This is a genomic window from Pseudomonas phytophila (genome assembly GCF_025643095.1).
Taxonomy (GTDB): domain Bacteria; phylum Pseudomonadota; class Gammaproteobacteria; order Pseudomonadales; family Pseudomonadaceae; genus Aquipseudomonas; species Aquipseudomonas quasicaspiana.
The window spans coordinates 1,408,694-1,434,985 of the sequence record NZ_CP081201.1 but is presented as its reverse complement, the minus strand read 5'-3'; the positions used below and the strand labels follow the sequence as shown (position 1 = coordinate 1,434,985).

Sequence of the window (26,292 nt, the reverse complement as noted above, 5' to 3'; positions counted from 1 at the left end):
GGCGGGCTTGGAATGACGTTTGATTAAGCGGCTCAGGCCGCGTCGGAATACTGCAGACGGAACTGATACAACAGCGCGAACACGCGCAGTTGATTGACCAGATCCGGCGGATACAACACGTTCAGGCGATTCGGATTAGTCGCGTCGCGCTCAACAATCAGGTTGTCCTTGAAGGCGTCGATATTCTCGACAATCCCCAGACGCACCAGCTCACCATAAGCTGCGATCAGCTCACCGCGAATCACCTTCGGGGTCACCATGCGCTGGCCGGGGCCGAACTTGGTGCCGTCGTTCGCCAGTTTATGGCGACCGTATTTGCTGGTGATGCGGGTACGCAGGAAACGCAGTACATACGCCGACTGGTGCAGCGGCTCGCTGTCCAGGTACGAGTCATCCGGCTGGTTGTACGCGTTACGCTGATACGTGGTGATCGCCCGCTGGATGCGCATCGCACTGCCCGAATACTCGAACGTGGCGATGCCGCTGCCGAGCAACGACTGGTATTCATCCAGCATGAAACGGTCACTGACCGCTGCAGGCTCGATGGCCCCCAACTCACCCGATTGCGTCGGGCATGCAGGATCGGCGCTGATGAACACCGCAGTGCGTGCGCTGAACTGTGCGGCGACTTCCCATACTGGTTGCGGAATGCTTTTTTCCATGGCGCCGATAGACACCGATGGGTCATTGCGCAGCTTGCCCGCAGCTACCAAAGCACCCAGCGTGCCGCGTTTTGCACTGTAAACCCGACCGTAAATCTGCTTCGCCCAGGACCAGCGGCCCGAGGTGAAGTCCATGGTGGATTTCCAGTAATCCAGCGTTGCGGCGTCCGTCCATGGCTGACTGATGAACTCGAACGGCTCGTCGCCCAGAGCGGCCAGTGCCGCGGCCATTTCAGGTGTACCGACACCACCGGCCATCGCGGCCACAACGACTTCCAGACCGGCTGGCAGTTGCTCGCCATTGGCAGCACCCAGTCGGTTGAAGCTCAACTGGATATCGTTGCCCAGCTCGCCTTTGAACTTGCTGGCCAGCGTGACGACGCCCGCTTCGGTGGTAGCCGTCACCGGCAGATCGGTGGCCGCGTTGATAGCGCTCAGCAACGCAGCAGCTGCTTCAGCGGCCGTGGCCAGTTCAGGCACGATAGCTCGCACCCGAACGCCGCCCACATACAAGTTCAGCAGGCCGGCCGCGGTGGCGGTACCGGTCAGCGTGACCTTGCCTTGCGCATTGGTGCCGGACTCGATCTTGAGTGGCAGGCACCAGACCTCGCCCGCAACATCGATCTTGCGATGCGCTGCATGCATGGCCCACAACATCGAACCAGCGCCGCCAATGGCACGCGCTTCGGTGCTGCGCGAGATCAGCACCAGGCGGCCGATGTCTTCACTGGTTGCATCGTCGTTGACCTGACCGATGATCAGGCGTCGCAGACTGGAAGCACCGCTGTTGGCCATTGAGTTATCAAGCTCGGCGTAGAACAGAGGTACACGAAGATCGGATGGAATCTGGCTGAAACCTACAGTCATTTGGCGGCACTCCCTTTTGCTTTGGGCAGGGCTGAAGCCGTACCCACAATTACGTCAGCATCATTGATCCGTCGCTGCCAGTAGGCAGTCAGCGGTACTTCGTAGCCCTCGACGGACAGCAGTTCGCCGCCCCGGGCCGGATCCGGAACAGCCCGGCCTTCGGCAGGTTTCACATGCACTCGTTTCACTGGGGTATATCCTCACGGGTTTGAAGTTCGAAGCGGCCATCCGGGCCGCGCTCTGTCAGGTTTCGGTCGACCATCGGGTCAATGAAGTCGATATCCATATCGACTCCCTCAAGCAGTGGCAGGCCATCGTTGACCTGCTCCTGCCACGTTTCTGGAGCCCCGGCCGGGTCACTGCGACCCAGCATGAACTCGGTGAAAAAGCGGAACTGGTAAACCACACGGTTATCGTCGATCAGCAACATCGAGCTACCGCTGTACTGCAACGGATCGTCTTCATCCTCAGGCTGAAAACCCACCAGAACAGCCCATAGCTGAACGCGAATGCTGTGAAGTTCCTGAGTCGCGGCCTGGCCGTATTGATCACGGTTAGCCAGCGCAACGTTGATCAGGTATTGCTCACGAACGAGGTGCCGGACCACGTTGGTGGTGGATTCCTGTGCGGTATCGCCCGCCGTCAGGACATAAGCCGCGGGCATCGCAAGCTGGTCGTCGGTGCGGGCGCTGTCCCACTGCAGACCACCGGCGACCCGGCCCTGAAAACCGGGGCAGCGCTCGCTTATCTGTGCAATCAAAGTTGTTACGTTCATCTCAGAACTCCTGTTTCAGAACTCCAGACACGACAAAGCCCCGGGAACGGGGCTTTGCAGTGCTGATAAAAAGTGGCTCAAAAACCCGCCGAATGCGGGCTCTCAGAAGCTATTGGCGTGCAGGCATCAAGCTCACTCTCCGATCTTCCAGACTTGCGCCAGATTGCCGTTGCTCTGGTATACAGAGCCGACAAATACCGCCAGGATCATGACCAGCGGCCAGGCCTGAACCGGCATGACCAGCATGCCTTTGCAGATGTAAACCATCACCGTGCCAGCGCTGACCATCACCAGCCAGGCCAGACAGCTCATGTTGCGGCGAAACCGTGCGCCCTTGCGGCGAAACGTGAAGAGCCGTACGAACAGGCCCATGCATAACCAGAACGTCACCTGGGTGAGCAGTGCGCTAATCAGAGGCTTATCCATCATGACCTCCAGGCTGCCCGGTCTCTAATCTGCCGCGCCGTTTGATGGCTGCCAGCGCCACAGTGACCACCAGCACGGATGCCCCGAATGCGGCGGGCCCTGAATACTTGAAAGGGCGAATCCCCCAGAATTCGAAGTCCACTAAAGCGGGGGCGAACAAATAACCCATTACAAATGACACCATCAGAAAAACCATCCGCTTCCAGACCGGCATTTCTTCTGTGGTGGTAAAGAACACCAATGCACCCGCAAATGCGCCGATGGCGGCCAGCGTATCGATGCCTGTCAACAATCCTGCGAAACCCGCACCGGCCGCACCAGCGACCACGACAGATGCGGCCGTGCTCGCTGGCTCGGCCATGCTCATACTCCATTGCTATTCCCGGGGGAAAAAGAAACCCCGCCGAAGCGGGGTGGGTGACTGTCTGTAAAAGGCCTGATGACGTGGCTGAAAAGCCTGCCTGCCGCTGCTGCCTCAGGCGTAAATCTCAGATCGTGCCGCCTTTGTACCTGCCACCGGAAAGCATGGGAAGAGGCGATTTTGGGGTGGTCAAGATGCGACTGGAACGCGACAGGAATGTGACCACAACACGACAAAGTCGCTCGACGAATGGTTGCCAAGTCGTCGTTTGAGGAGCTTGGCAAGGGGATGTCTTGTAGGAGCACGCCTTGTGTCCATGACAAAGCGCTGTCGCGAAGTAAACAAAGGATCTGTAGGAGCGCACGAGCAACGCGAGGCCGCGATTGCGTTCTGCCTGACACACCGCAATCGCGGCCTCGCGTTGCTCGTGCGCTCCTACAGGAAGTAAATTTCAACTCAGGGCTTGCATGCGTCACGTGCTGGACGGCACGCCACGCTTACTCGTACTCGCCATCACAATCGACATCACCTGCTCATGCAACCGCTGCACCCAGTTGCGATAGGTTCGGTCAGCCCCTTCGGCAATTCCTGCAGTGCGCATCTGTTCGCGGACCGGAACAAGCTCGCAGTAACGTTGCGTTGCCAGTCTGGCCAAAGCTGCCTGACCCGGTGTGCGCTGCAATTGCGCGACGGCGCGATCTATTGCGGTGGCGATGGTGTCCATGCCCGTGCCGCCGCTATCCAGGATGCGAGACCCCGGCGTGCTGCGCGGTGGTGCCCCGCCCCATTCAATCAATGCACCCAACTGGCTGCCCAGACCACCACCCAGACCTCGCTCGCGGGTTTGCTCGCCCCAATGCACCATCAGCTTTTCGATTTCCTTGATCATTTTTTCCCCTCGCCATTCAGCTCAATGTCCGCCACAGCAGGCATTGTGAAAAACCCGAAGCGCAACCCGCCGACCTGACCGAAGTCAGGCAAACCGTCGCAACCTGTGGGATGAGCAAAAAGATTAGCAACCGCTAATATTTACATCAATAGCAAAATGTAATTTACTGTCTGCTAACGCAAAGCGATGATTAAGCCATGGATATTTACGAACAACGCCTTAGAGCCCTTCGCCATGCTATGGCTGGCCTCACCCAAAAAGACTTCGCCAACCAGTTCGGTCTGGACGCGTCTTATTTATCGCAATTGCTGAACGGCCATCGAAAGCTGGGGGAAAAGGCTGCCGCCACCCTAGAGGGCAAGATTGATCTGCCCGCAGGCACGCTGGTTTCTCCAGATACCAATGATCTGCTCGAGGGGGCAGCACCTAAAACAGTGGCTCCCGTGGACACCAAAAGAGTCATGGAGTCCTTGGGGTTCATCACCATCCCGCACCTCAACGTCGCCGCTTCGATGGGCCACGGTCTGGTGCCGGAAAATCAGGTCGAAGTCATTCGCGAGATGACGGTCCACCTCGACTGGTTGAAAACCCAGGGAGTGCCGTACTCCAGCCTTGAAAATCTGGCGATCATCACCGGTGATGGCGACAGCATGGAAGGCACCTTTCGCGATGGCGACTCGTTGCTGGTAGACCGGGGAATTACCGAAATCCGCACTGATGCGGTGTATGTATTCACCCTGGACGGCGATCTGTTCATCAAGCGCCTGCAGCGAATGACCGGAGGCGCGCTGCGGATGATCTCGGACAATCCTGTTTACCCCCCGATCATGATCGACGGCGCTGATCTGGAGAAAATCCATATTCAGGCGCGAGTGTTGCTCGTGTGGAATGCCAGGAAGCTTTGAGCCACTGAGCCTTTGAACCAGGCCGATGAATGCGCCCGCCGATGCGGGCTTTTTTATGGGCGAGCCAAAAAAGAGTACACACGTACTCTTTTTCTCTTGCCGTTCAGCTCATCGATATTTACTGTATGTATATACATAACGCCAAGGAGGACCACATGTCCAAGACGCAAACCAGAGCCCTTGCCCCCCCTACGTCGCTTGAACTGCTTGGGGCACGCCTTCAGAAAGTCATCACCTCCCCCGCCGCTCGTAAGGAGCACGCAGCGCTGGTCTACAAGGCCCCGGATGAGTCCCAGCAAGACTGGGATCAGATCATTGATGCCATCACCGAGACCGACGGTGTCTATGCAAACGTTCAGGAAGACGGATCCGTCCGCGTGTTCTGGGACGTACCGGCTCAAGATTGAGCAATCCCTTCAGAGGAATAGAAATATTTAGCAAATGCTATTGTATAAATATTTAGCCATTGCTAATTTAATCTCGTACCCATTCATTACCGAGTACGAGTCATGAAAATTTCAAAACACCACCCTCGCTGCCAGGTGTACCTGCATCCGGCAGCAGCTTCGAGTCCTGAGGCGGTTCGGGCTATCCAACAGCAAGTCGGCCTGCTTCTGATCATCACCCCGAAAAAACGACGTGAGTCGTGCAAACCAGCCAGTGCACATGAATTCAAACCTTGGGGAGGCGACGCGGCATGAGCCAGACACTCAATCAACTGCGGTCCGAATTTGCCACGCCTTGCCCGACTCTGAGCGCCGTTCGAGAGCGATATTTCTCCCACATATCGAGCGACCGGTATCTGATGCGCAAGATCAGCAGTGGCGCAATTGCCCTGAAAGTCACACGGCTGGGCGGTTCCAGCAAAGGACAGCCAGTGGTGTACCTGCACAATCTCGCGGACTATCTGGATGCTCAAGATCAATTACAGGCTGCATGACCCTTGCGAATGCCGCTGTCCGACAGCGGCATTGATTTCATTCTTGCAAAGCAAAGACTGGTGACCCACATCTGCGTTTCCAGCAAAAGTCATGCAGGCGATCAGCTAGCACGACATGTCTAAATCAATGCTCTTAACCAATACTGCTGATATTTAAGACTTTTTTCTGCTTATTACTGGATATTTCAAAATAATCAGCTAAGTGGCCTAAAGCTGAAACGTTAAACGTCGATAGGTTACTAACGTTTCCTCTCTCGACAGGCTATTCGCATGAATCTGAGAAATCTCAACATTGCCCCCCGATCGCTGCTCTGTTTTGGCTTTTTTGCCTTACTGATCACCGCTCTGGGCCTGTTCTCATTACAGCAGTCAGTTGGCCTGAAAGAATCACGAGAGGCACTGCAGGACAACGTATTGCCGACCGTTCAGACCATTGAGCAGATCAAGACCGATCTGGTGACCATCCGCCTGGGCAACACCGGCCTGCGAGCAGCATCAGACGCAGAAGGAGCCAAGCGCCAGCTTGATCGCATCAGCCAGGCACGTACCGGCCTGGAAACAGACGTGCGCAAGCTGAAACCTCTGTTGATCACGGAGGCTGGCCAGAAAGCGTTCAGCAGCATGGAGCGCAACCTGATGGCATACCTTGCCGTGCATGCGCGCTTTCTGGACGCGGTCGCCCAGAAGCGTGAAGACCTGATCAACGCAATGACCAACGCCACGGGTGAGATGACTCAGGCTGCGGAACAGTTGAGCAAGGACATCACCGAAGTTTCGCGCCTGGCCGACCTCAAGATGGCCGAGTCCGATGCCATTGCCGACCAGACCTATTCTCAATCTCGCAACGTCACCATCATCGCCATTATCGTGGCGCTGATTGCGACCCTCGGCCTGGCTGCACTGTTCACCCGCAGTCTGGTTGCCCCCATTGCCAAGGCATTGGCCGTTGCTCAGCAAATTGCTGCCAACGACCTTAGCAAGCCAATCGATGTAGACGGCAAGGATGAACCGGGCCGCCTGCTGCAAGCCTTGTCGGTGATGCAACAAAACCTGCGTCGTACACTGGGTGAACTGAGCGATTCGTCATCGCAACTGGCATCAACTTCCGAAGAAATGACCGCTGTCACTGAAGATTCATTGCGCGGCGTACAGCGTCAGAACGATGAAATCAATCAGGCTGCCACGGCCATCAACCAGATGAGCGCGGCCGTCGAAGAAGTCGCACGCAATGCATCGCTGGCCTCAACAGCCGCACGCGACTCCAGCCAGTCTGCAGAAAATGGCAGTAAGCGAGTTGGCGAAACCGTGAGCGTGATCAATGAGCTGCATCAGGCAGTCGGCGTCACTGCGGTTGAAATCGACGGGCTGGCGGTACAAGTGCAGGGCATCAGCGGCGTGCTGGATGTGATTCGTGGCATCGCCGACCAGACCAATCTGCTCGCCCTCAACGCCGCTATCGAAGCGGCACGAGCGGGCGAAGCCGGTCGTGGCTTTGCGGTGGTGGCCGACGAAGTTCGGGCACTGGCCCATCGTACTCAGCAGTCCACTGCCGAAATCGAAAAAATGATCGCCTCGATTCAGGACGGTGCCGGTAAAGCGGTCAGCGCCATGGGCCATAGCAGTGAGCGCGCACGCGCCAGCCTTGATGTTGCCGAAGCGGCTGGCCTGGCGCTGAAGGAAATCACTGCCGCTATTGTGCAGATCAACGAACGCAATATGAGTATTGCCTCGGCCACTGAGGAGCAGGCGCAAGTCGCCCGGGAAGTTGACCGCAACCTGACCAGCATCCGCGACCTGTCCCTGCAGACCTCGGCCGGAGCCAACCAGACCTCTGCGGCCAGCAGCGAGCTGTCGCAACTGGCGGTGGGCCTGAATCAGTTAGCGCTACGCTTCAAGATGTGAGGGTGATTTTTCTGTAGCAAGCATGCCTGTTCCAGTAGCAGGAATGCATTCCCCTGCTCCTATCAAACAAACTACAACTATTTGATTTGGAGTACTTTTTCATCTGTAGGAGCGCGCTTGCCCGCGATCGCGTCAGCACAGGCAATATATTCATCGACTGACAGGCCGAATCGCGGGCAAGCGCGCTCCTACAGGGTCCGTGTTTGCTGCGCGACAGCGTGGTGTCAGGGACACCGGGGCGACTCCCACAAAAACAGCATTTCAAATCAAGCCTCTGTGCCCCCCACCTTTCCCCACCACTATCTGCGGTAAATCCAGCCGTCGCATGTAAACCTGCAACGGCACGCCAATGCGCAGACGAAAATCACAGTGCGCGGCGGAAGATGTCTTCTATCTGCGCCTGGTCAGCCGGACGCGGATTGGTCAGCCCACAAGCGTCTTTCAACGCGTTGGCTGCCAGGACCGGGAAGTCTTCTTCCTTGACGCCCAAGGCAGTCAGCCCCGGCGGAATGTCGATGGAACCCGCCAACGTGCGAATCGCATCAATCGCCGCACGGGCGCCCTGCTCCGGCGCCAGGCCGCGAATGTCGGCCCCCATGGCATGCGCCACATCCGTCAGGCGCGCTGGGCAGACCGCGGCATTGAAACTCTGCACATGAGGCAGCAAGACTGCATTGCAAACGCCATGGGGCAAGTCATAGAAACCACCGAGCTGGTGGGCCATGGCATGCACAAAGCCCAGGGACGCATTGTTGAACGCCATGCCTGCAAGGAACTGCGCATACGCCATATTTTCTCGTGCTTCCATGTCTGAGCCATCGTCCACTGCACGGCGCAGATAACCGGCGATCAGTGACATAGCCTTCAGAGCGCAGGCATCGGTGATCGGCGTGGCGGCGGTCGACACATACGCCTCGATGGCATGAGTCAGCGCATCCATACCGGTAGCAGCGGTCAGCGACTTTGGCATCTTCGCCATCATTGCCGGGTCATTGACGGACAGCAGCGGTGTAACGTTGCGATCGACGATGGCCATTTTTACGTGGCGCACCTCATCAGTGATGATGCAAAAGCGGGTCATCTCACTGGCCGTGCCCGCAGTGGTATTGATGGCGATAAGCGGCAATTGCGGGTGCTTCGAACGGTCCACGCCTTCGTAGTCACTGATATGCCCACCGTTAGTGGCGCACAACGCGATGCCTTTGGCGCAATCGTGGGGCGAGCCGCCACCCAGTGAGATCACGAAATCGCATTGGCGCTCACGCAATATGGCCAGACCGCTTTCGACGTTGCTTACGGTCGGGTTGGGTTTGGCGCCATCGAACACCACTGAGTCAATGCCCTGCTCGACCAGCAGCCCGGCGATCTGAGTCGCCAGGCCTGCCTTGGCCAGACCTGCGTCGGTGACAATCAGTGCTTTGAGAAAACCGTATTTACGGATCGCCTGCATGGCTTCGTCGAGACAGCCAAGGCCCATGATGTTCACGGCGGGAATGAAAAAGGTGCTGCTCATGATGGAACCTCGGCGTGATCGCCTGCGCGTGGGGAATGCTTACAGCATGCGCGCGCCGAGGAAGGGGGAATTGATCTGGCTCAATGAATTGAAAGGCTCAAAGTGATTCCGACCTGTGGGAGATTTTATGTTGGCCTGCAAACACAAATCCGTGGGAGCGAATTCATTCGCGAAGGCGGTCATACATCCAACAGAAATCTAACGGATGTAATTCAGCATTCGCGAATGAATTCGCTCCCACAGGATTAGGCACGCCAGTCCGAATGTGGCCGTATTTACTCAGTTGATAAACCCATCCGCCTGCAGCAACGTTTCCAGGCACTGCTCCTGAATACCGTAGAACTCTTTCAGTTCCTGGATTTTTGCCAGTATCTCGGTGGACTTGAGCGGCTCGGCGCGTTTGACGGCCAGGATCATCTTGTTCTTGTTGGTGTGCTCCAACGAGATGAATTCGAACACTTTGGTTTCGTAACCACAGGCTTCCAGCAGCAGCGCGCGCAGGCTGTCGGTGACCATTTCAGCTTGCTGGCCCATGTGCAGGCCGTATTGCAGCATCGGCCGCAGCAACGTCGGGCTCTGAATCTGCAGGCGAATCTGCTTATGGCAGCACGGTGAGCACATGATGATCGACGCACCGGAACGGATGCCCATATGAATCGCGTAATCCGTGGCGATGTCGCAGGCATGCAGGGCGATCATCACGTCCAGTGCGCTGGGCGCGACACTGCGTACGTCGCCACACTCGAACTTCAGGCCCGGATGTTCAAGGCGAGCCGCGGCGTTATTGCACAGCGTCACCATGTCCTCGCGCAGCTCGACACCTGTCACCTGCCCTTCAGCCTGCAAAGTGTTGCGCAGGTAATCGTGAATCGCGAACGTCAAATACCCCTTGCCTGAACCGAAATCCGCCACTTTTATTGGCTGATCCAGCTTGAGCGGTGAGGACGTCAGGGCGTGGGAAAACACTTCAATGAACTTGTTGATCTGTTTCCACTTGCGTGACATGGACGGGATCAGTTCATGCTGCTTGTTGGTCACGCCCAAATCAGTCAAAAACGGGCGGGTCAATTCCAGATAACGTTTCTTCTCACGGTCATGGCCCGCAGCCGGTGCTTCGCGCTCCTGCTGGGCCTTGCTCTTGAACAGCGTGCTCTTGCCTTTTTTGCCGAACTCCAGCTGGACCTCATCGCTCAACGACAGCAAATGCGCGTTCTTGAAAGACTCGGGCAACAGTTGCGCGATGACCTGCACCGCTTCGACCAACGGGAAGTTCTTAGTGATGTCCCGGGTTTTGTAGCGATAAACGAAAGACAGGCAAGGCTGATCCTTGACCGTCAACGCTTTGATGATCACCCGCTGCAACTCGGCTTCGTCGCCTACGTATTTGGCCAGCACCAGCTTGATGAACGAGTTCTGGGAAAGACTGTTTTCCAGCAGACTCAAAAACTGCGCACGATGATCCTGCGCGGGCTGGGTGGAAGTAGCGGTGACTGACATCTAAAAACGCCTCGGGACGAACTGATAGCAAAGATGGCTATTTTAGGGGGTTAAGACGTCGGAGGTTGGATTAATTGATGAAACGCCGCTTTGCAAGAGTGAGCCCGGATTGTCGAGCCCCGCACTGTTTGTTACTTTTTGATTCCGAATCGATGACGTGGCTTTAGCCAAAACGGAAGTTCCCCTGCATAATCCGTGGCCTGCGTCGGGCTATCGAAACATGCGCTCACAGATACATAAGTGCGCTGATAATTACTGTGACAATCTGCAGTCCTGGCCGATAAGAACTACCAAAGGTCTAAACCCATAAAATATGGCTGCCTGTTATTTAATGCGAGTTGCGGGCAAGCCTTGAGAAATCATTCATGAATAAGCTGTGTTTACTCGGTCTTCTGGTCGGTCTGGCCAGTCAGCCAGCGTTGGCTGCGAACAATGTCAACGCCCCGGCTGCCAATAGCCAGGCCACGCTGCAAGCAAAAAACGCCTTCATCGCGAACTTGATGAAGCAAATGACCCTCGACGAAAAGATCGGTCAGTTGCGCTTGATCAGCATCGCCCAGGACATGCCGCAGCCGATGATTCTCAAGGAAATTGCTGCGGGCCGCATTGGCGGAACGTTCAACTCCATTACCCGCTCGGAAAACCGCCCGCTTCAGGAAGCTGCTGTCGCCAAAAGCCGTCTGAAGATTCCAATGTTCTTTGCTTATGACGTCATCCACGGCCATCGGACTATTTTCCCGATCAGCCTTGGCATGGCCGCCAGCTGGGACATGGCCGCCATAGCCGAGACCGGCCGCATTTCGGCTATCGAAGCCAGCGCCGACGGTCTGGACATGACGTTCGCCCCGATGGTGGATATCTCCCGCGACCCACGCTGGGGTCGTAGCTCCGAAGGTTTCGGCGAAGATACGTATCTGGTTTCGCGCATCTCGAAAGAAATGGTCAAGTCGTTCCAGGGCGCAAATGTCGCGTCTGCCGACAGCATCATGGCCGCCGTCAAACACTTCGCTCTGTATGGCGCAGTGGAAGGCGGCCGGGACTACAACACCGTGGACATGAGTCCGACCCGGATGTATCAGGATTACCTGCCGCCGTATCGCGCCGGTATTGATGCCGGGGCTGGCGGTGTGATGATCGCGCTCAACTCGATCAATGGTGTACCGGCTACCTCCAACAAGTGGCTGCTGCAAGACCTGTTGCGCAAGGATTGGGGCTTCAAGGGCGTGACCATCAGCGACCACGGTGCGATCAAGGAACTGATCGATCATGGGGTCGCGAAGGATTACCGCGAAGCCGCGAAGCTGGCTATCAAGGCCGGCGTTGATCTGAGCATGAACGACAAGGCCTATGGCGAAGAGCTGCCAGGTCTGGTCAAGAGCGGCGAAGTGTCCGTGAAGGAAATCGACAGCGCGGTCCGCGAAGTGCTGGGTGCCAAATACGACATGGGCCTGTTCGCCAACCCGTACCTGCGTATCGGCGATGCCGCTCAAGACCCGGCTGACACTTACTCTGAAGACCGTCTGCACCGCACAGAAGCGCGTGACGTTGCCCGCAAGACGCTGGTATTGCTGAAAAACCAGAACGAAACGTTGCCGCTGAAGAAGCAAGGCACCATCGCCGTGATCGGCAGCCTGGCCAAAAGTCAGCTGGACATGCTCGGCAGCTGGTCTGCAGCGGGTCGTCCGAATCAGTCGGTCACCGTGTATGACGGTCTGGCCAATGCTGTCGGCGACAAGGCAAAACTGCTTTACGCCCGTGGTTCCAACATCAGCGATAACGAACACATCCTCAACTACCTGAACTTCATCGAGCACGAAGTTGAAGTAGATCCACGCCCGGCTCAGGAAATGCTCGACGAAGCGGTGAAAACGGCTGAACAGGCCGACGTCATCGTCGCAGTCGTGGGCGAATCTCGCGGCATGTCACACGAATCCGCCAGTCGCAGCAGCCTGAATATCCCTGCCACACAGCAGGCATTGATCAAGGCACTGAAAGCCACCGGCAAACCGCTGGTACTGGTGTTGATGAATGGCCGTCCGCTGGTACTGGTCGACGAAGTCGAGCAAGCCGACGCGATCCTGGAAACCTGGTTCCCGGGCACCGAAGGCGGCAACGCCGTGGCTGACGTGCTGTTTGGCGACTACAACCCGTCCGGCAAGCTGGCGATGTCTTTCCCGCGCTCGATAGGTCAACTGCCGGTCTACTACGCGCACCTGAACACCGGTCGTCCGTACTCGACAGAAAAACCTGGCAACTACACGTCGCATTACTTCGAAGAAACCAACGGCCCGCTGTTCCCGTTTGGTTTTGGCCTGAGCTACACACAGTTCGATGTGTCCGATATCACCCTGTCTGCCAAGGACCTGCCACGCAAAGGCAAGCTGACCGCCAGCGTGACCGTGAAGAACACGGGCAAGGTCGCGGGCGAAACCGTGGTTCAGCTGTACCTGCGTGATGTTGCAGCGTCCATCAGCCGCCCGGTCAAAGAGCTCAAAGGCTTCGAGAAAATCATGCTGAAAGCGGGCGAAGAGAAAGTCGTGACCTTCACCCTCACAGAAGAAGACTTGAAGTTCTTTAACCCGCAGTTGAAATACGCTGCCGAAGCGGGTGAGTTCAAGCTCATGATTGGCCTGGATTCTGCGACGGTTAAAGAGACGAGCTTTAATTTGTTGTGATCACCGCGGCCTTCCCCTTGTGGGAGCGAGGCTTGCCCGCGATAAAGACGCCGCAGATATCAGGTATATCGCGTCCAGCCTTATCGCGGGCAAGCCTCGCTCCCACAGGAGTTAGCATTCCAAACCAGCTAATGCGCAAATCCCGGCTGCCCCGCTCATGCCCTCCATTTCCCGATCCCTGCGCATAACCCTGTATGTCCTGCTGATCCTGGCGGGCGCTGCTGTGTCGGCGGGTTTGGCCATGCGTCAGGCGCAGCGTCATGGCGTAGAACAAGATGCTGCGCGGGCACAGGATCAGCTTTCACTTTACGCCAACACCCTGCATACCCTCATTGAACGCTACCGGGCATTGCCTGCGGTTCTCGCACTCGACCCGGAACTGCGCGCTGCCTTGAATGGCCCGATCACTGCCGTTTCCCAGGATGCCCTGAACCGCAAACTGGAGAAAATCAACGGCGCGGCGCAATCCTCGACCTTGGAGTTGATGGACCGCAATGGCCTGGCCATCGGCGCCAGCAACTGGCGGCTGCCGACCAGTTACGTCGGCCACAACTACGCCTTTCGCCCGTATTTCCAGCAAACCAAAGCCACAGGCGTTGGACGCTTTTACGCGGTCGGCGTGACCAGCGGCATCCCCGGTTATTTCCTGTCCCACGCGGTGACAGGCGATGCGGGGGAGTTCATGGGTGCCATGGTGGTGAAGTTGGAGTTTCCCGACCTTGAGCACGAATGGGCCAAGGGCGACGACCTGTTGCTGGTCAGCGACGCCAAGGGCATCGTCTTTATCGCCAGCCAGCCGCACTGGCGTTATCGCGAACTGCTGCCCATCGCCGCGCAAGATCGCGCCGAGCTGTCCGCGACTCGCCAATACGACAAACAACCGCTGTCGCCGCTGCAACGTACTGAGCTGCGCGAATTCAACAAGCAAAGCCACCTGACTCGCGTGCAGGGTCCGGAGGGCGAGGCTGATTACCTGTGGCAGTCCATGCCATTACCCGCCGAAGACTGGACCCTGCACCTGTTGCGCAAACCGCAACTGGCCAGCGAGGACGCCCGAAACGCAGCACTGGCCGCCGCGGGCACCTGGCTGACGCTGGTGTTTCTCGGATTGTTTCTCTATCAACGCTGGCGGCTGGCGCGGCTGCGTGAAAACAGCCGTGACGAACTGGAACGTCAGGTGCAGGAGCGCACCAGGGATCTGCGCACTGCGCAGGAAGGTCTGGTGCAATCGACCAAGCTTGCCGCGCTGGGGCAAATGTCTGCGGCATTGGCCCACGAAATCAATCAGCCCCTCACTGCACAAAGCATGCAATTGGCTACCCTGCGCCTGCTGCTGGATCATGGGCGAATTGACGATGCTTACAAAGCGCTGGAGCCTCTTGATCAACAGTTGATACGGATGAAGGCACTGACCGGCCACTTGAAAACCTTCGCCCGCAAAAGCCCGGGAGGTTTGCGCGAACGACTGGATCTGGCGGCGGTGGTTGATCAGGCTTTGTTGCTGCTGGACTCGCGACTGCGCGACGAGCATGTTGATTGCGTCCTGAACCTGACCAGACCGGCCTGGGTGCGCGGCGATGCCATTCGGCTTGAGCAGGTGCTGATAAATCTGCTGCGCAACGCGTTGGACGCCATCCGCGACAAGCCCGTCAAACGCCTCGAAATCCGTATTCATTCAGAGCAGACGCGCTGGCTTATCAGCGTGACGGACAGCGGCGGCGGTATTGCCGAGGAGCATCTGGCAAACATTTTCGATCCATTTTTCACCACCAAACCTGTTGGCGATGGTTTGGGATTGGGGCTTGCCGTGTCCTATGCCATCGTCCACGAATTGGGTGGACGGTTGAGCGCCGAAAATCAGAACGATGGCGCGCGGTTCTGGTTCAGCCTGCCCAATGACTATCTGGAGCCTGATCCCGCATGTTGAACTCAGTGATTGTGGTCGACGACGAAGCCCCGATTCGCGAAGCCGTGGAGCAATGGCTGAGCCTGTCCAGTTTCAATGTTCAGGTCTATAGCCGCGCCGAAGACTGCCTGGCGAATTTGCCCGAACATTTCCCCGGCGTGATTCTCAGCGATGTGCGCATGCCGGGCATGAACGGTATGGAGCTGTTGAGCCGTTTGCAGGCAATCGATGCCGACCTGCCGGTGATTCTGCTGACCGGCCACGGCGATGTGCCTATGGCGGTGGATGCCATGCGCGAAGGTGCCTATGACTTTCTCGAAAAACCCTTCAGCCCCGAAGTACTGCTGCGCAATCTGCGCCGCGCGCTGGAAAAACGCGAGCTGATTCTGGAAAACCGCCGCCTGCACGAACAGGCTGACACCCGGACTCAACTGGAGACCACGCTGCTGGGCGTTTCCCCCGGCCTGCAAACCTTGCGGCGTCAGGTGCTGGACTTGTCGCAACTGCCGGTCAACGTGGTCATTCGCGGTGAAACCGGCAGCGGCAAGGAAATGGTCGCGCGCTGCCTGCATGACTTTGGCCCTCGGGCAAACAAGCCTTTTGTGGCGCTCAACTGTGCGGCAATTCCGGAGCAGTTATTTGAGGCCGAACTGTTCGGCCACGAGAGCGGCGCGTTTACCGGAGCCCAGGGCAAACGCATCGGCAAGCTTGAGTACGCGGATGGCGGCACGCTGTTTCTTGACGAGATAGAAAGCATGCCGCTGGCTCAACAGGTCAAGCTGCTGCGCGTTCTGCAAGACAAGAAGCTGGAGCGGTTGGGTTCGAACAAGGCCATTGACGTCGATCTGCGTATTGTCGCGGCCACCAAACCCGATCTGCTGGAAGAAGCCCGTGCCGGACGCTTTCGCGAAGACCTGGCTTATCGGCTGACGGTGGCCGAGTTGCGCCTGCCGCCACTGCGCGAACGGCGTGAAGACATTCCCCTGCTGTTCGCGCATTTCGCCAGTGCGGCTGCGCAACGTCTGGGCCGCACTGCCCCTGAGCTCAGTGGCGCACAGTTAGGCCAGTTGCTGAGTCATGACTGGCCCGGCAACGTTCGCGAGCTGGCCAACGCGGCCGAACGGCAGATTCTCGGCCTGACGTCGTCGCCAACAGTGCAGACCGATCCAGGACAATCCCTCGCAGCTCAACAGGAAGCCTTTGAAGCGCAATGCCTGCGTGCCGCGCTGGCCCGTCACAAAGGGGATATCAAAGCAGTGCTCGAAGAACTGCAACTGCCACGCCGCACCTTGAATGAGAAGATGCAAAGGCATGGGTTATTGCGCGAGATGTTTGTCGAGTAGATCTGCCCGGGCTGATGCGGCTACTGTCGAACTAAATGCAATCTTCTAGATTGAACCCATCCCCTGTGGGAGCGAGGCTTGCCCGCGATGCATGAGACGCACCTATAAGCCGTTCCGCGTTATCGTTTATCGCGAGCAAGCTCGGCTCCCACAAAGATCCCGGCGGAGTACCAGGTAAAGTGTAAATCGCTACATCACGTTGCTCGTTAGCTCCAGGTCCAATATCCAGCTAACTGCCGACGGCATAGTGATCTCAAAAAAGATTAAGCGACTCACAAATCGGCAATTTTCCGCTCACCCCAACACCATCAGTAAGCGGATTTCCGCTCACCGCTCATATCTCACCCCCTCTAAACCGGCCTTTCCTCATATGGCACAGCTCCTGCTATAGCCATATCAAGGCGCGCATTGACGTGCCATTCCAAAAACAATGAATAACAAGGAATATGATGGACATTCCCAACTCTGCTTCCAAAGGGTCGGCCAACGCTCCAGCGGCCGAAAAAACCACCTCAACCCGTCTCAAATCCATTTTCAGCGGCTCGGTCGGCAACATGGTCGAGTGGTATGACTGGTACGTCTACGCTGCTTTCTCCCTGTACTTCGCCAAGTCCTTTTTCCCCAAGGGCGACACCACCGCACAACTGCTCAACACCGCTGCCATCTTCGCCGTAGGCTTCCTGATGCGCCCGATTGGCGGCTGGCTGATGGGTCTGTACGCCGACCGTAAGGGCCGTAAGGCAGCGCTGATGGCGTCTGTACTGCTGATGTGTTTTGGCTCCCTGATCATCGCATTGACCCCGGGCTATGAAGTCATCGGCGTCGGGGCTCCGATCCTTCTGGTATTTGCCCGCTTGCTGCAGGGTCTTTCAGTCGGTGGCGAGTACGGCACTTCGGCGACCTACCTCAGTGAAATGGCAACCAAGGAACGCCGTGGCTTCTTCTCCAGCTTTCAGTATGTGACGCTGATTTCCGGCCAGCTCATCGCACTGGCCGTGCTGATCGTGCTGCAACAGACGCTCACCACCGAGCAACTGTACTCGTGGGGCTGGCGCGTGCCGTTCGTGATCGGCGCACTCTGTGCGGTGGTTGCGCTGTTCCTGCGTCGTGGCATGGAAGAGACTGAATCGTTCACCCGCGCCAAGAAGGAAAAGCCAAAAGAAAGCCTGATGCGCACCTTGATGCGCCACCCCAAGGAGCTGATGACCGTGGTCGGCCTGACCATGGGCGGTACACTGGCTTTCTACACCTACACCACGTACATGCAGAAGTATCTGGTGAACACGGTCGGCATGAGCATCAGCGACTCCACCACTATCTCGGCTGCCACGTTGTTTCTGTTCATGGTGATTCAACCGCTGGTGGGGGCTCTATCCGATAAGATCGGTCGTCGGCCAATCCTGATCGCCTTCGGTGTGATGGGTACGTTGTGCACGGTGCCGATCCTGACCACCTTGCACACGATCCAGTCCTGGTGGGGTGCGTTCTTCCTGATCATGGCGGCGCTGATCATCGTCAGTGGCTACACCTCGATTAACGCAGTGGTAAAAGCCGAGCTGTTCCCGACCGAGATTCGCGCCCTGGGTGTAGGTTTGCCCTACGCACTGACCGTCTCGATCTTTGGCGGCACCGCTGAGTACATAGCGCTTTGGTTCAAGAGTATTGGCATGGAAACCGGCTACTACTGGTACGTCACCGCCTGTATCGCCTGTTCGCTGCTGGTTTATGTGTTCATGAAGGACACCCGCAAGCACTCGCGGATTGAAACTGACTGAGATTCATATCAGCGGTAATGATGAAGGGCAGCCACATTCAGTGTGTCTGCCCTTTTTAATGAGAGCGACTCGCAACTAACACTAACGATATCAGTGCAATCCCTGGCTAAAAACCCTACAAAAATGGCAATAATAATGACTATATGATTTTGTCAAGTGGGTTTATTACAAAGTTTTTCAGAGAATTGCACCACTCCGAGGCAAGCAGTCCTGCAAAGCCCGAAAATCGCGCCTTACGGCCTACTATCATTTATAGCGATGGTCGTTAGCACTGCTATTCACTTCTGAATAAATTTCAGGCGCGTAGCATTCACTCCATACCGAACTGACAACCCATTCGATTACTGGAGTAACAATCATGAAAACCAACAAACTGATTTTTGGTCTTGCCTTCTCTGTTCTGGCTTCGAGCGCTTTCGCTTCACCACAAATGCCTAGCCTGCCAGGCAACGATCACACTAATGCAATCGAGCAGTCTTCGACGCTGACAGTTGCTGAAGGCGGTTCCGTACACACTAACGTTGGCAGCATCCGTCAGGCCGCCGTCAACACTGACCAGATCGGCGCAGATCGTTTGGCTGAAGACGGTGCTGATCGCGTAGGTCCTAATCGCCAAGCCGCTGATGGCGCAGACCATGTAGGTGCTAATCGTCTGGCTGAAGACGGTGCTGACCGTGTTGGCGCAAATCGTCTGACCTCCGACGGCGCTGACCATGTGGGTGCTAATCGTCTGGCCGCTGATGGCGCAGACCGCGTAGGTGCAAACCGTCGGGTATAACAGCTCGACGTGTTCCCTTTAGCCCGGCCCAGTGCCGGGCTTAATCGTTTTTGAACCACGCGAAACTGTCAGGCGCTATAAATTGTCAGGCACTATAGACGCATCTTTTCATGCGCCGCGCAGGCCAACAGGATTAGCCCATGTCAGACGATATCTACTCTTACGAACCTTCTCTCGGCCACGGCCTGCCTCACGACCCGTTCAACGCCATCGTGGGCCCCCGCCCTATCGGTTGGATTTCTTCGCAGGATGCTGACGGCAAGCTGAACCTGGCGCCGTACAGCTTTTTCAACGCCTTCAACTACATCCCCCCGATCATTGGCTTTTGCAGCGTTGGCCGCAAAGACAGCCTTAATAACATCGAGCAGACCGGCGAGTTTGTCTGGAATCTGGCCACGCGTTCGCTGGCCGAAGCCATGAATCAGAGCTGCGCGCCCGTTGCTGCGGATGTCAGCGAATTCGAACTGGCGAACCTGACGCCACTGGCATCGCAAATCGTGGCGGTGCCGCGCGTGAAGGAGACGCCAGTTTCGTTCGAATGCAAGGTGACCCAGATCATCCAGTTACAGCGCGCCGACAAGGAAGTCGTGCCCAGCTGGTTGATTCTTGGCGAGGTAGTAGCGGTGCACATCGCTAAATCGCTGCTGAAGGACGGAATCTACGACACCGCAGCGGGCGAACCGATCCTGCGTGGCGGCGGCCCGGCGGATTACTTCCAGCTAGGCCCTGAAGCGCTGTTCAAGATGCACCGTCCCAAAGCCTGATCAGTGAGCCTGAAATGAAAGGCCGCCCTCAGCATCGATGTCGATCAAGCGGTTCAGCTCGGCACTGGCTGCAACGTCGGCTTCATGGGCGGTCTTGAATTTCTGCTCTGGCAGCACCCGGTTGAATACCGGTGCACCACCTGCACCCAGGCCTTTTACTGCAATGGCGGCGCTGTAGCCACCCTCGCCCGGAACAACCGCGGAAACAGCTTCGAAGCCATTGAGTTCTATACGTGCCATGGGTGCAGATCCTGCCTGTGACTTAAAGCAGGGGATTCTAAACCGACGGCGCTCAAACCGCTTGCATCAGCTGTTCGGCTTCAGCCTGCGTAGCGAAAGTATGGAAATCCAGGCTGCTGACCATATAGGTCTGCATAACGTCGGAGAACACTTGCAACTCGGGGGTGGTCAGCCAGCGGTTCATTGCATCTTCACTGGTCCAGTAACCGGAAATCAGCCACAGATCAGGGTCCTTCAGCGAGTTCTTTAACGCGAAGCTCAAGCAACCGTCGGCCATGCGTGAAGGCTCGATCAGGCAGCGCAGGCGCTCGCCCAGTTGTTCGCTCTGACCAGTCCTGGCGCGGGCGAAAACCAGATGGCTCACGGGTGATGACTGAGGCATGGTCATGGCTCCTTTGTCTGCAGGATGATTATCAGGGGTACGGCGACAGGAACCGAGATTAGAGGCTTAGCGCAATGGTCGTTAGTCAGTTACTGTTGGCTTCTTGCCTGATCCTGCAGCGCTGTGAAAAACCCCTCAGAAGCAAGATGATCAGCAAAGAGAATTCCCACGCAGCACCAGGCAATCCTGGATCCGGTTTAGCAGCCCGGGATACGCACTCTGGCAGGATCAGGCAATCATCTCGCAGGAATCGGGTAGTGCTTTGGCTTGCACAAAAATAAGCTGGGCACATCAATAAAGGATTAAAGGACTCGCCCATGCAGCCACTCCAGCCACTCAAAGAACCGCTCAGCGAGGACCTGGAGAAGCAGCGAATCGAGCTGGCTGATCTGGTTCGCCGGTTCGCCCCTACCGAAGGCTCGTTCCAGACGGCTATTTCGCCGCTGCACATGGTGCGCTATGAAAGCCCGGCGCAATCGCTGCCCAGCCTGGTCCAGCCCGCACTGTGCCTGTTCGCCCACGGCAGCAAGGAAGTGCGCCTCGGCGATGAGACCTACACCTACGACCCCCTGAACTATCTGGTGCTGTCTGTCGCATTGCCGCTAAGCGGCAGGATCCTTCACGCGACGCCGGAAAATCCTAATCTGGCCTTGCGACTGGACATCGACCCCGCGGATATCAATGCGCTGATCGCAGAAGCCGGGCCGATGAGTGTTCCGACCCGACCTAGCGGACGCGGCCTTTACATAGAAAGAATCGACACCCAACTGCTGGATGCAGTGCTACGTCTGTCACGTTTGCTCGACAGCCCGAAAGACATCGCGATGCTTGCGCCGCTGATCAAACGCGAAATCCTTTATCGCCTTTTGCGCAGCCCCCAGGGTCACCGCCTTTACGAAATCGCCATCACCAGCTGCCAGACTCATCGCGTGACCCAGGCGATTCGGTGGCTCAACCAGAATTTCACCGAGCCCTTGCGCATTGAAGAACTGGCCAGGGAGGTGAACCTCAGCGTTTCAACCCTGCACCATCGCTTCAAGGCCGTAACGGCAATGAGTCCGTTGCAGTACCAGAAGCAGTTGCGGCTTCAGGAGGCACGACGCTTGATGCTGGCAGATGGGCTCGACGCGTCGGCGGCGGGCTACAGGGTAGGCTACGAAAGCCCATCGCAATTCAGCCGTGAATACAGCCGCCTGTTCGGCGCCCCGCCGCTTCGGGATCTGGCGCGGTTGCGGGCGACTGTTTAGTGCTGCTCGCCACACACTCGTTCCCGCCCATCAAACATCACTTCAATAATGGATTTGAAACGCAGACCCTGTAGGAGCCAACTTGTTGGCGAAGCGGCATTTCTCACGATGCAGGCCCGACGTCTCGCCAACAAGTTGGCTCCTACCGGGTTATCCATTTGCTTAGCGACAGCGAGGGGTAAGAGACACCGGGACCGACTCCTACAGGGGAAAGTGGTTGATGGTTAAAGACGCTATAACTTTTAAGGCAATACGCCATATCCAATAGATCAATTCTGTCCTACGACTCCAGCGCCCCTGCCCTACACTCGCTTTAATCCTTCCTGAACTGCCAAGTAGTTGGAACGAGGAAAGCGACATGAACATAAAAATAAAAAAATGCGTCACCGTCTTGAGTATCAGTGCCGTCATCGCGGTGTATGCAGCGGGTGTCTATCGCAACGAACTGGCTCGTCAGGCGCCACAAGTCGCGACTTGCAGCTTCGGTCATTGCGTCCCCAGCACTGCAACATTCAGCGCATTGCGATGAGATAACGCTGAAGCGTTTAAGTCACCAGAAATGCATAAGGCAGCTATCGATTAGGGAGCTATCGGCTTAGACTGATTGCACTCCCCGTCGGCATTCGGCGGATATTACTGTCGATCAGGTTCTGCCTTGACCAGTCTTCCCCACACCACGCCTTCAATCCGTAGCGTTCTATACGCATTGATGATGGCCGTATTCCTCAGCGCTCTGGATCAGACGATTGTTGCCGTCTCGATTCCTGCCATTTCAACCCAGTTCAATGATTTCGACCTGTTGGCCTGGGTGATTTCCGCCTACATGGTGGCCCTTACCGTGGCCGTGCCGATCTACGGCAAGCTGGGCGACTTGTATGGCCGACGCAAATTGATGCTCTTCGGGCTGGGGCTTTTCACCTTGGCATCGTTGTTCTGCGGCATTGCGCAAAGCATGGAGCAACTGGTGCTTGCGCGGGTCATTCAGGGCATTGGTGCAGGCGGCATGGTTTCAGTCAGTCAGGCGATCATTGGTGACCTGGTACCGCCCCGGGAGCGAGGCCGCTATCAGGGCTATTTCAGTGGCATGTATGCGCTGGCCAGTGTGGCCGGACCGGTACTGGGTGGGGTCATGACCCAGTATCTGTCCTGGCGCTGGGTGTTCCTGATCAATCTGCCAATGGGCTTGATCGCCTGGTGGTTTGCCAAACGCACCTTGCTTGGCCTGCCTGTCCCGCAACGCAAACCCATCATCGATTACCTGGGCACGGTGCTGATGATCGTCGGCCTGACTGCGCTGTTGCTGGGTATCACTGAAATAGGCCAGGGCCACAGCTGGCGGGATCAACAGGTGCTGACACTGCTGGGTGTCGCATTGCTGGCGCTGATCTTTTTCGCCTGGTACGAGCGCCGTGCAGTCGAACCGTTGCTGCCGATGCATCTGTTCGCCAACCGCAGCGCAGTGCTCTGCTGGTGCACGATTTTCTTCACCAGCTTCCAGGCGATTTCGCTGATCGTGCTGGTGCCGCTGCGTTATCAGACGGTCACCGGCGGCGGTGCCGACAGCGCCGCGCTGCACCTTTTACCACTGGCGATTGGCATGCCCATGGGCGCTTTCTTTGCAGGCCGTCGGACTTCGTTGACCGGGCGCTACAAGCCCATGATCCTCACCGGCGCGATGTTGATGCCGATGGCGATTCTCGGCATGGCGTTTACCGACCCGCAATCGTTGCTGCTGACCAGTCTGTTCATGGTGTTGACGGGGATCGCCAGCGGTATGCAGTTCCCGACGTCACTGGTGGGGACGCAAAACTCGGTAGCGAAGCACGACATGGGCGTGGCGACCAGCACCACTAACCTGTTCCGCTCTCTGGGTGGCGCGGTAGGTGTAGCGCTGATGTCGGCACTGTTGCTGGCGATGCTGCAAGGCACCGAATTTGGTGGTACCGGGCTGGCTGGTGCTGGCGCAATCGGTGGTGAAGGCGCATCCGGCAATGTGCTGATGGACAGTCTCAACGCCGCCAGCGGCCCGGCTCTGCAAATCCTGCGCGATCAACTGTCGATAACATTCCGCCACCTGATGACCGTCAGCGCTGCAATCTCACTGCTGGGCCTGGCTGCCGCACTGGCAATGCCGGATAACCTGTTGCGAGGGAGGGAACACAGGGAGAGCTGAGCCAAGAACACCAAATCACTTAACCTGAGATGTTTTTCTGTGGGAGCAAATTCATTCGCGAAAGGGTTAAAAATCCTGTTCTGACAGATCACCTTCGCAAATGAATTCGCTTCCACACAGAGTGTGTGAAAGCTACTGCTTATTGGCTGTAATACCCCACCGCCACCAGGTAATCCCCAACCCTGCGCGCATACGCATGCTTGTTTTCCACCTTGCCGGTTACCGGGTTTCGCCAGCGGTATTCGTATTCGGCGGCGTCCTGCTTTTCAATCAGCGCGAGCATCGGTTCGCCAACGGGTTTGCCCTCAGGGTCTTTTACCTTGCGAAAGTCGGTATTGATCAGCCGCAGATTGGTGCCATGCGCCACATAACGCTTGCTGTGCAGATCGACGACAAACACGTACAGGTCATCCTGCAGAAATCCTCCTCGCAGGCTGTTGATTGCGGTCAGAGTGCCCTTCTGGTCACGACCGAGTTCGCTCACCGCCTTATCCAGCAACGCTCTGGCTTGTTCAGGCGATGCTCGAGGCACGTAATAACCCACCGCAAGGATGCGCTCGCCAATCCGCTGGAAGTAAACCCTCTTGCGCTCAACCTTGCCGTCAGCCCAGTTTTGCCAACGATACTCGGCTTGCTGGATACCTTTGCTCTCAGGGGTGTGCAACACATCCTTGAATGCTTTTTGCAGATCGGGCTCAAGCACCTGGGAGACATCGCGGCCAATCAAAACCACTGAAGGCCCACCGCTGGCAAGCATGACGCCGTGGGTGTCGACGACGAACACATAGCGCTCGCCATCAACAAACTCGCCCTGCCGACTGAACTCGGCAAATGCCTTGTCACCGGCCTCCTGATAGCGGGTCACAGCCTTCTCCAGCAGCGCTCTGGCAGCTGGCCCCTGCTCAGGGCTTTCGACGCCAGCCCCTGCCTGACCAAGCCAGGCAGAACATAGAAACCCCAGGACAACACCGATACCGCGTGGCGAAAACTGCATGACTGGCCCCTTCTTTTTATAGGTCTGCGCAAAGCTTAGTCAAGCGCCTGCTAATGCAGAATCATTCATGAGAAAGGGGTCGTCAGCGCCATCTCGCTAGCCGCTGACATCAGTCCAGAACCACTGCGTCCGTTCGGCTTTAAGGTGCTCGAAAGCAGGCATGACGTCACCTTTGTTGAAAAAACGCCGGGAGCGTGCCATGGCGCTGCTGAACCAGTGCCCGGTCTGCGGGCAAGGCTGACCTGCGCGCACCGAGGCCATGGGTTTTTCGTCGAAGCGTGCATACCACTGCGCGGTAGATTGCTCGGTAAAACCGATGCCGCGACCCGGGCATGGATGAAGGCAACCTGTGTCCTGCACCCGGATTGGCTTGAGCACTTTATTGACCGCCATGTAGGCATTCGAAGGGCCCTCGCCCTTGCCACCCAACGCCGGTAGAACACCGGCGCGAATCATCAGGCCGCTTTCATAGGTTTGAAAAACGACATCACTGTGAGCACTGAGTACCCTGCGCAACCGGTCGCTACCTCCCAACTGACTAACAAAACGGTTTCCCAGAATGCTGTACCAACTGACTCCCTTGATACGATCCAGCAAGCGCAGGCTTTCCATGTGCGGCCCGGCGTCGACCATCAGGCCGATGTAGTCCTGCGCCAACCGGTATTCCAATGGCAGGTACCTGAGACCATCACCGGGCAGAACACACACCAGCCCGCCGTAACCATGCTCGGCCTCGATCTGATTGCACAGGTATTTGACCCAGCCCTCATAAACCCTGGCACCGTCCCGGTCCATCAATAAGGACCACGGCAGCAGCATTTTCAGGCAAGAATGATCGGTCGCCGCCTGACTCTCGGGCGGCGCCATCACCGACATGCAGTGAGTAGCAGCCTCCACGGGTCGGGCGCTGGAAATCGACCACAGCAGCGGCTCGTCCGGCGAGCTATCAAGCACCTGCCTTCTACAAATGGAGAAACTGCTGGGCGACAGTTTTCGAAGCCGCTGGTAGGACTGCCAATCAAGTACGGACCGAAACGTATCGTAAAAATGCGTGAAACATTCTTCGACCCGTTGCCGGGTCTTCGGCGTGTGGCCTTGCTTAAAATACAACGTGGTCATGAGCCCGAGTCGGGCGGCTGGTCTGCATTGTGCAGCGTCGGTCAGAAACTGGTCCGCCTGGTACTTGAGCCTTCCGAGAATCCCTTGTGCTTCAGATACGGTTTGCAACACGTTTTTATTCTCCCGGTCTTCCATAAACAAGAATGCGACGCAAGAGTG

At 57.1% G+C, this 26,292-nt stretch carries 25 protein-coding genes; 13 read left to right on the top strand and 12 right to left on the bottom strand.

Annotation, left to right across the window (positions count from 1 at the left end):
* Positions 1-32: 32 nt before the first annotated feature.
* The 6 genes from K3169_RS06305 to K3169_RS06280 all read right to left on the bottom strand — a co-directional run bounded on the left by K3169_RS06305 (position 33) and on the right by K3169_RS06280 (position 3,980).
* Complete coding sequence (locus tag K3169_RS06305; protein WP_263270640.1) at positions 33-1,529, bottom strand: phage tail sheath C-terminal domain-containing protein; 1,497 nt, start codon at positions 1,527-1,529, stop codon at positions 33-35.
* The gene (locus tag K3169_RS06300; RefSeq protein WP_099268579.1) at positions 1,526-1,717 is read right to left on the bottom strand and encodes a DUF2635 domain-containing protein; all 192 of its coding nucleotides are present in this window, start codon (positions 1,715-1,717) and stop codon (positions 1,526-1,528) included. Before K3169_RS06300 ends, K3169_RS06305 begins: the two co-directional genes overlap by 4 nt.
* Positions 1,714-2,304, bottom strand: a complete 591-nt coding sequence (locus K3169_RS06295; protein ID WP_263270639.1) for a hypothetical protein — start codon at positions 2,302-2,304, stop codon at positions 1,714-1,716. Before K3169_RS06295 ends, K3169_RS06300 begins: the two co-directional genes overlap by 4 nt.
* A gap of 132 nt (positions 2,305-2,436) precedes the next feature.
* Positions 2,437-2,730, bottom strand: a complete 294-nt coding sequence (locus K3169_RS06290; protein WP_049827083.1) for a phage holin family protein — start codon at positions 2,728-2,730, stop codon at positions 2,437-2,439.
* On the bottom strand, positions 2,723-3,091 hold the full coding sequence (locus K3169_RS06285; protein ID WP_099268581.1) for a putative holin: 369 nt from the start codon (positions 3,089-3,091) through the stop codon (positions 2,723-2,725). Before K3169_RS06285 ends, K3169_RS06290 begins: the two co-directional genes overlap by 8 nt.
* Before the next feature lie 472 nt (positions 3,092-3,563).
* Positions 3,564-3,980: a hypothetical protein gene (locus K3169_RS06280; RefSeq protein WP_263270638.1), complete on the bottom strand. Its 417-nt coding sequence runs from the start codon at positions 3,978-3,980 to the stop codon at positions 3,564-3,566.
* A gap of 197 nt (positions 3,981-4,177) precedes the next feature.
* Between K3169_RS06280 and K3169_RS06275 the strand changes: the two genes are divergently transcribed.
* The 4 genes from K3169_RS06275 to K3169_RS06260 all read left to right on the top strand — a co-directional run bounded on the left by K3169_RS06275 (position 4,178) and on the right by K3169_RS06260 (position 7,727).
* The gene (locus K3169_RS06275; protein ID WP_027901684.1) at positions 4,178-4,885 is read left to right on the top strand and encodes an XRE family transcriptional regulator; all 708 of its coding nucleotides are present in this window, start codon (positions 4,178-4,180) and stop codon (positions 4,883-4,885) included.
* A 155-nt stretch (positions 4,886-5,040) separates the two neighbouring features.
* Positions 5,041-5,292 carry a DUF1654 domain-containing protein gene (locus tag K3169_RS06270; RefSeq protein ID WP_164706238.1) on the top strand — a complete coding sequence of 84 codons (252 nt, stop codon included), beginning with the start codon at positions 5,041-5,043 and terminating at the stop codon, positions 5,290-5,292.
* A gap of 290 nt (positions 5,293-5,582) precedes the next feature.
* Positions 5,583-5,825, top strand: a complete 243-nt coding sequence (locus tag K3169_RS06265) for a pyocin activator PrtN family protein (protein ID WP_099268585.1) — start codon at positions 5,583-5,585, stop codon at positions 5,823-5,825.
* A gap of 270 nt (positions 5,826-6,095) precedes the next feature.
* Entirely contained in the window at positions 6,096-7,727 is a 1,632-nt protein-coding gene (locus K3169_RS06260) for a methyl-accepting chemotaxis protein (RefSeq protein ID WP_099268586.1), read from the top strand.
* Between the two features lie 364 nt (positions 7,728-8,091).
* Here K3169_RS06260 and yiaY read toward each other — a convergent pair whose 3' ends face one another.
* Complete coding sequence (gene yiaY / locus K3169_RS06255) at positions 8,092-9,240, bottom strand: L-threonine dehydrogenase (protein WP_263270636.1); 1,149 nt, start codon at positions 9,238-9,240, stop codon at positions 8,092-8,094.
* Between the two features lie 279 nt (positions 9,241-9,519).
* A complete protein-coding gene (locus tag K3169_RS06250; RefSeq protein WP_263270634.1) occupies positions 9,520-10,737 on the bottom strand; it encodes a class I SAM-dependent methyltransferase in 1,218 nt (405 codons plus the stop codon).
* 365 nt (positions 10,738-11,102) lie between these two features.
* Between K3169_RS06250 and bglX the strand changes: the two genes are divergently transcribed.
* The 6 genes from bglX to K3169_RS06220 all read left to right on the top strand — a co-directional run bounded on the left by bglX (position 11,103) and on the right by K3169_RS06220 (position 19,978).
* Positions 11,103-13,412, top strand: a complete 2,310-nt coding sequence (bglX, locus tag K3169_RS06245) for a beta-glucosidase BglX (RefSeq protein ID WP_231670242.1) — start codon at positions 11,103-11,105, stop codon at positions 13,410-13,412.
* 157 nt (positions 13,413-13,569) lie between these two features.
* Positions 13,570-15,339, top strand: coding sequence for an ATP-binding protein (locus K3169_RS06240; RefSeq protein WP_255880884.1), 1,770 nt, complete (start codon positions 13,570-13,572; stop codon positions 15,337-15,339).
* Positions 15,333-16,661 (top strand): sigma-54-dependent transcriptional regulator, encoded by a 1,329-nt coding sequence (locus tag K3169_RS06235; protein ID WP_231677790.1) that lies wholly within the window; start codon positions 15,333-15,335, stop codon positions 16,659-16,661. The genes K3169_RS06240 and K3169_RS06235 overlap by 7 nt, the downstream gene beginning before the upstream one ends.
* 449 nt (positions 16,662-17,110) lie before the next feature.
* Positions 17,111-18,436 (top strand): MFS transporter, encoded by a 1,326-nt coding sequence (locus K3169_RS06230; RefSeq protein WP_027898066.1) that lies wholly within the window; start codon positions 17,111-17,113, stop codon positions 18,434-18,436.
* A gap of 358 nt (positions 18,437-18,794) precedes the next feature.
* Positions 18,795-19,214 carry a hypothetical protein gene (locus K3169_RS06225; RefSeq protein WP_027898067.1) on the top strand — a complete coding sequence of 140 codons (420 nt, stop codon included), beginning with the start codon at positions 18,795-18,797 and terminating at the stop codon, positions 19,212-19,214.
* Between the two features lie 140 nt (positions 19,215-19,354).
* Positions 19,355-19,978, top strand: a complete 624-nt coding sequence (locus K3169_RS06220; protein ID WP_027898068.1) for a flavin reductase family protein — start codon at positions 19,355-19,357, stop codon at positions 19,976-19,978.
* Here the strand turns inward: K3169_RS06220 and K3169_RS06215 are convergent, their stop codons facing one another.
* Together K3169_RS06215 and K3169_RS06210 are read right to left on the bottom strand one after the other, a co-directional pair.
* Complete coding sequence (locus tag K3169_RS06215; RefSeq protein ID WP_263270628.1) at positions 19,979-20,218, bottom strand: hypothetical protein; 240 nt, start codon at positions 20,216-20,218, stop codon at positions 19,979-19,981.
* 52 nt (positions 20,219-20,270) lie between these two features.
* The gene (locus K3169_RS06210) at positions 20,271-20,600 is read right to left on the bottom strand and encodes an antibiotic biosynthesis monooxygenase family protein (protein ID WP_122708100.1); all 330 of its coding nucleotides are present in this window, start codon (positions 20,598-20,600) and stop codon (positions 20,271-20,273) included.
* A gap of 317 nt (positions 20,601-20,917) precedes the next feature.
* On the opposite strand from K3169_RS06210, the gene K3169_RS06205 reads away from it, so the two are divergent.
* The 3 genes from K3169_RS06205 to K3169_RS06195 all read left to right on the top strand — a co-directional run bounded on the left by K3169_RS06205 (position 20,918) and on the right by K3169_RS06195 (position 24,020).
* Entirely contained in the window at positions 20,918-21,847 is a 930-nt protein-coding gene (locus K3169_RS06205; RefSeq protein WP_231666335.1) for an AraC family transcriptional regulator, read from the top strand.
* Positions 21,848-22,205: 358 nt separating this feature from the next.
* Positions 22,206-22,376 carry a hypothetical protein gene (locus K3169_RS06200; RefSeq protein WP_200866036.1) on the top strand — a complete coding sequence of 57 codons (171 nt, stop codon included), beginning with the start codon at positions 22,206-22,208 and terminating at the stop codon, positions 22,374-22,376.
* Positions 22,377-22,502: 126 nt separating this feature from the next.
* Positions 22,503-24,020, top strand: coding sequence for an MDR family MFS transporter (locus K3169_RS06195; RefSeq protein ID WP_263270625.1), 1,518 nt, complete (start codon positions 22,503-22,505; stop codon positions 24,018-24,020).
* Positions 24,021-24,159: 139 nt separating this feature from the next.
* On the opposite strand, the gene K3169_RS06190 is transcribed toward K3169_RS06195, so the two are convergent.
* Both K3169_RS06190 and K3169_RS06185 read right to left on the bottom strand, forming a co-directional pair.
* Complete coding sequence (locus K3169_RS06190; protein WP_099268596.1) at positions 24,160-25,014, bottom strand: cache domain-containing protein; 855 nt, start codon at positions 25,012-25,014, stop codon at positions 24,160-24,162.
* Positions 25,015-25,110: 96 nt separating this feature from the next.
* Positions 25,111-26,268, bottom strand: coding sequence for a DUF3396 domain-containing protein (locus tag K3169_RS06185; protein WP_263270622.1), 1,158 nt, complete (start codon positions 26,266-26,268; stop codon positions 25,111-25,113).
* Positions 26,269-26,292 lie beyond the last annotated feature (24 nt).